This window comes from Paracoccus sphaerophysae, assembly GCF_000763805.1.
Taxonomy (GTDB): Bacteria; Pseudomonadota; Alphaproteobacteria; order Rhodobacterales; family Rhodobacteraceae; genus Paracoccus; species Paracoccus sphaerophysae.
Map to the genome: position 1 here is coordinate 1 of NZ_JRKS01000118.1, position 3902 is coordinate 3902.

The following is a 3902-nucleotide window of genomic DNA, read 5'->3' on the forward strand; positions in this document are numbered from 1 at the left end:
TACCTATATAATCATCTGTGGGGTGTGATTTGTGTTGTTTTTTTTTTTTAAAGAAGAAGACGACATCCGAGATTCGCCTTAGTCTCGGGGGCTCGGAGATGTATAAAAGAGACAGGGTGAACAGGGCAGCGGCGGGTGCCCCCCCCGCCGCTGCCATGTTCACCCCGGAAGAAGGTGCCAGCCTGCGCCTGCTGCGCTGGGTGCCCTTCGTCAAGGGCGAGGAAGAGGCGTGGAACGCCAACACCAAGGCCTTCACCGACGCCACTGGCGTGCAGGTCACCATCGACCAGGAAAGCTGGGAAGACGTGCGCCCCAAGGCCGCCGTCGCCGCCAACGTGGGCTCGGGGCCCGACATGGTCATGTCGTGGTTCGACGACCCCTTCCAGTATCCCGACAAGCTGGTCGACGTGACCGATCTCTGCACCCATCTGGGCGATGCGCATGGCGGCTGGTATGACGGCCTCGCCGCCTATGGCCAGCAGGACGGCAAGTGGATCTCGACCCCGCTTTGCGCCATCGGCAACGCCATCTGCTATCGCGACAGCCACATGAAGGCTGCGGGCTTCAACGAATTTCCCAAGGACACCGAGGGCTTCCTGAAGCTGTGCGAGGCGCTGAAGGCCAAGGGCACGCCGGCGGGCTTCCCGCACGGCAAGGCGGTGGGCGACGGCAACAACTATGCTCACTGGCTGCTGTGGTCGCATGGCGGGATGCAGGTCGACGAGGCCGGCAAGGTGGCGATCAACTCGCCCGAGACGGTGGCGGCGATCGAATACGCCAAGAAGCTGTATGCGACCTTCATCCCCGGCACCGAAAGCTGGCTGGACATCAACAACAACCGCGCCTTCCTGGCCGGAGAGGTGTCGCTGACCGCGAACGGCGTGTCGCTGTACTACGCGGCGCTGAAGGACCCGGCGCTGAAGGCGATCGCCGACGACATCCGCACCACCAACCTGCCGATCGGCCCGGTCGGCAAGTCGGTCGAGCTGGCGCAGACCTCGACCATCTCGATCTTCAACCACTGCAAGTATCCGAACGCCGCCAAGGCGTATCTGGAGTTCATGTATCGGTCCGACAACATGAACCGCTGGATCGAGGCCGCCAGCGCCTATTGCTGCCAGGCGCTCAAGGAGTTCGCGGCGAACCCGGTCTGGACCTCGAACCCGATCCACGCGCCCTACGCCAAGGCGTCGGAATCGCTGCGGGTGAACGGCTACGCCGGGCCGCTGGGGCCGGCCTCGGCCGGGGCGATGGCGGATTACGTGCTGGTCGACATGTTCGCCGAGGCGGTGACCGGCCAGCGCACGACCGAGGACGCGATCGCCAACGCCGAACGCCGCCTGCAGCGTTACTATCGCTGACGGCCCGGGGCTGGCGGGCGACCGCCGGCCCCTTTCCCTGACCGACCGAAGGCCGAGCCATGCCCGCACCGCCCCCTGACTTCGCGCCGCCCCCCAAGGGCCTGTTCGGCCGCATCGCCGAAAGCCGCAACTGGCTGGGGGTGCTGTTCATGCTGCCTGCGGCGGCGTTCCTGATCTTCTTCCTGACCTATCCGCTGGGGCTGGGGGTGTGGCTGGGATTCACCGACACCAAGATCGGCCGTCCGGGGATGTTCGTCGGGCTGGAAAACTATCGCTGGCTGTTCGACGACCCGGTGTTCTGGCTCGCGGTGTTCAACACGCTGTTCTACACCGTCTTTGCCTCGATCGCGAAATTCGGGCTGGGGCTGTGGCTGGCGCTGCTGCTGAACCGGCATCTGCCGTTCAAGAACTTCTTTCGCGCCATCATCCTGCTGCCCTGGGTGGTGCCCACCGTGCTGTCGGCGATGGCCTTCTGGTGGATCTTCGATTCGCAGTTCTCGATCATCTCATGGATGCTGATGAACCTCGGGATCATCGACCGGCCGATCAACTTCCTGGGCGATCCGTGGAACGCCCGCTGGTCGGTGATCGCGGCCAACATCTGGCGCGGCATCCCCTTCGTGGCGATCTCGCTGCTGGCCGGGCTGCAGACCATCCCGCAATCGCTGAACGAGGCCGCGGCCATCGACGGCGCGACCCCGTGGCAGCGCTTTACCAAGGTCACCCTGCCGCTGCTGACCCCGATCATTGCGGTGGTGATGACGTTTTCGGTGCTGTTCACCTTAACCGACTTCCAGCTGATCTACGTGCTGACCCGCGGCGGGCCGGTGAACGCCACCCACCTGATGGCCACGCTGTCCTTCCAGCGCGCCATTCCCGGCGGCCAGCTTGGCGAGGGCGCGGCCATCGCCGTTGCCATGATCCCGTTCCTGCTGGCGGCGATCCTGTTTTCCTTCTTCGGCCTGCAGCGCCGCAAATGGCAGCAAGGGAACGACTGACATGGCAGACGAGGACAATGTCGGCGGCATCGAGCAGTTCGAAAGCCCCGCCCGCCGCTGGCTGACGGTCTACCTGCCGCTGGCGGTGTTCGTGTTCGTGCTGCTGTTTCCGTTCTACTGGATGGCGATCACCGCGGTGAAGCCGGACAACCAGCTGACCGACTACAAGAACTACAGCCCGTTCTGGGTGGTCGGACCGACGCTGGACCACATGCGCTACCTGCTGTTCGAGACGACCTATCCGCGCTGGATGCTGAACACGGTGATCGTGTCGGTGGCCTCGACGGCGATCTCGCTGGTGGCCTCGGTGCTGGCCGCCTATGCGATCGAGCGGCTGCGCTTTCGCGGCAGCCGGGTCACCGGGCTGATGATCTTCCTCGCCTATCTGGTGCCGCCCTCGATCCTGTTCATCCCGCTGGCCTTCATCGTCTTTCAGGTCGGCATCTTCGACACCCGGCTGGCGCTGATCCTGACCTATCCGACCTTCCTGATCCCGTTCTGCACCTGGCTGCTGATGGGCTATTTCCGGTCGATCCCGTACGAGCTGGAAGAATCTGCCCTGGTCGACGGCGCAAGCCGCTGGCAGATCCTGACCAAGGTGGTGCTGCCGCTGGCGGTGCCGGGGCTGATCTCGGCCGGCATCTTCGCCTTCACCCTGTCCTGGAACGAGTTCATCTATGCGCTGACCTTCATCTCGTCGTCCGAGAACAAGACCGTGCCGGTCGGCGTGCTGACCGAACTCGTGCGCGGCGACATCTATGAATGGGGCGCGCTGATGAGCGGGGCGCTGCTGGGATCGCTGCCGGTGGTGATCCTGTATTCGTTCTTCGTCGACTACTACGTGTCCTCGATGACGGGTGCCGTGAAGGAATGACCCCGCTTGCGGTGCTCGCCGTGGGCGAGGCGATGGTGGAACTGTCGGCCAGCGACGAAGCCGGGCTGTGGCACCTGGGCTATGCCGGGGACACGCTGAACACGGCCTGGTATCTGCGCCGCCTGCTGCCCGGGGACCAGGCGATCGGCTATCTGACCCGGCTGGGGCAGGGCGGGTTTTCCCGCCGGCTGAACGATTTCATCTCTGATGCCGGGATCGTCACCGACCACGTCTCGACCGATCCGGTGCGCGAGGTGGGGCTGTATGCCATCGACCTCAGCGCGGGCGAGCGCAGCTTTACCTACTGGCGGGGTCAGTCCGCCGCCCGCGGACTGGCCGACGACCCCGAGGCGCTGGCGCGCGCCTTTGGGCAGGCGGGGCTGATCTATCTGTCGGGCATCACCGCCGCCATCCTGCCGCCCGAGGGCCGCGACAACCTCGCCGCGGCGCTGACGGCGGCGCGGGCGAAGGGGGCGCGGGTGGTGTTCGACACCAACATCCGCGCGCGGCTGTGGCCGGACCACGCGACGCTGCGGGCGCAGATCACCCGCTTTGCCGGGCTGGCCGACCTAGTGCTGCCCAGCCTCGACGAAGAGACCGCGCATTTCGGCGACGCCAACCCGCAGGACTGCATCGCCCGCTATCTGGCGGCGGGGGCGGGGCAGGTGG

Annotated in this window: 4 protein-coding genes; all 4 read left to right on the forward strand. The window is 65.5% G+C overall.

The features are described 5' to 3' along the window. The first annotated feature begins 116 nt into the window (after window positions 1–116). On the forward strand, window positions 117–1361 hold the full coding sequence (locus tag IC63_RS16560; protein WP_198026358.1) for an ABC transporter substrate-binding protein: 1245 nt from the start codon (window positions 117–119) through the stop codon (window positions 1359–1361). 59 nt (window positions 1362–1420) lie between these two features. Next, on the forward strand, window positions 1421–2359 hold the full coding sequence (locus IC63_RS16565; protein WP_052042351.1) for a carbohydrate ABC transporter permease: 939 nt from the start codon (window positions 1421–1423) through the stop codon (window positions 2357–2359). A 1-nt stretch (window position 2360) separates the two neighbouring features. Further along, window positions 2361–3233 carry a carbohydrate ABC transporter permease gene (locus IC63_RS16570; RefSeq protein ID WP_036722663.1) on the forward strand — a complete coding sequence of 291 codons (873 nt, stop codon included), beginning with the start codon at window positions 2361–2363 and terminating at the stop codon, window positions 3231–3233. Continuing rightward, window positions 3230–3902, forward strand: a 673-nt coding sequence (locus IC63_RS16575; protein WP_036722664.1) for a PfkB family carbohydrate kinase, incomplete at its 3' end; no start/stop codon positions are given. The genes IC63_RS16570 and IC63_RS16575, both read left to right, overlap by 4 nt.

Excerpts from the sequence above, each read along its gene's own strand:
- IC63_RS16565 (WP_052042351.1), top strand. The coding sequence starts at position 1,421 with ATGCCCGCACCGCCCCCTGACTTCGCGCCGCCCCCCAAGGGCCTGTTC.
- IC63_RS16570 (WP_036722663.1), top strand. The coding sequence starts at position 2,361 with ATGGCAGACGAGGACAATGTCGGCGGCATCGAGCAGTTCGAAAGCCCC.